Source organism: Acinetobacter lwoffii (genome assembly GCF_022809915.1).
Lineage (GTDB): Bacteria > Pseudomonadota > Gammaproteobacteria > Pseudomonadales > Moraxellaceae > Acinetobacter > Acinetobacter lwoffii_M.
In genome coordinates this window covers 1-1144 of the sequence record NZ_JALGQY010000083.1, presented here as the reverse complement: position 1 = coordinate 1144, position 1144 = coordinate 1, and the positions used below count along the sequence as shown (strand labels likewise).

Genomic DNA, 1144 nt, shown 5'->3' with positions numbered 1-1144 from the left:
TAATCCAATACCATCATCCTGGGAAACCATCCCTAACATAAGCGCACTTGAATATGCATTCAAGGTGCTATATGTATAGTAATGTTTTCCTCGAAGAGCGCACTTATGCAAACTTCGTTTGCAAGTCCGATTGGGGTCTCCCCAATACCCCGACAACCGTATTCACGGTTGTATTTCACTACGTGAAAATTTAAAAGCGAAAAATAGACATGGCGATTTACCACTTTTCAGTCAAAACAGTAGCACGATCCGCAGGGCATTCCGCCACTGCTGCAATCGCTTATCGGGCCGGTGAAAAGATCTATTGTGAACGTGAAGGCTGGGAACATGATTACAGCCGAAAAACTGGCGTGGAATATAAAGAGATTTATTTACCCCAAGACGCACCAGAGCATTTAAAAAACCGGGAAAGACTCTGGAATGAAGTAGAACAGCGAGAAACACGAAAAAACTCGACAGTTGCGCGGGAATTTGAAATCGCTTTTCCAAGTGAATTAAATCAGGAACAACGCCTGGCCATGCTCGAAGAACTATGCGCCAGTATCGTGGACAGACATCAGGTGGCTGTCGATGCCTGTATCCATGCCCCGCATACCGGATCCGGCAGCGATGAACGCAATTATCACGCCCATATCCTGATGAGCACACGCAAGCTCACTCCCGAAGGTTTTACCGAGAAAACCCGGGAACTGGATCAGAAACACAGTGGAGAAATCGAACACTGGCGGAAACACTTTGCCGATATCTGCAATATGCATCTGGACATGGCCGGATACACCGCCCGAGTCGACCACCGCAGCTACAAGGACCAGGAGAATGGTCTGGAAGCCACCCTGCACGAAGGGCCGAAAGTCACCGAACTACGCCGAAAAGGGATTGAGACCGAAATCAGCCGTAGTAATGATGAAATCAAACAGAGAAATCAGGCGCAGCTGCAATACGGCAAAAATATGGATCTGCTGATTGCTGAAAATGAGATAAAACTCAGCACACTGAAAACTGAACAGCAGACCCAAATCAAAAATAGCGCTAAAACGTCACCAATTGACGAAAAAGCCCTATTTGAGGAAAAACAGAGGGAAACCCTTGGCAAAGTGCTAAAACGCGAAATCAGCGCAAAAGACGCGAATCTAGACCTGGATTT

The 1144-nt window shown here is 46.8% G+C and carries 1 protein-coding gene; it reads left to right on the top strand.

Annotation, left to right across the window (positions count from 1 at the left end; genetic code table 11):
- Window positions 1-209: 209 nt before the first annotated feature.
- The coding region (mobQ, locus tag MTX11_RS16485; protein WP_243475615.1) for a MobQ family relaxase at window positions 210-1144 on the top strand (935 nt) is incomplete at its 3' end.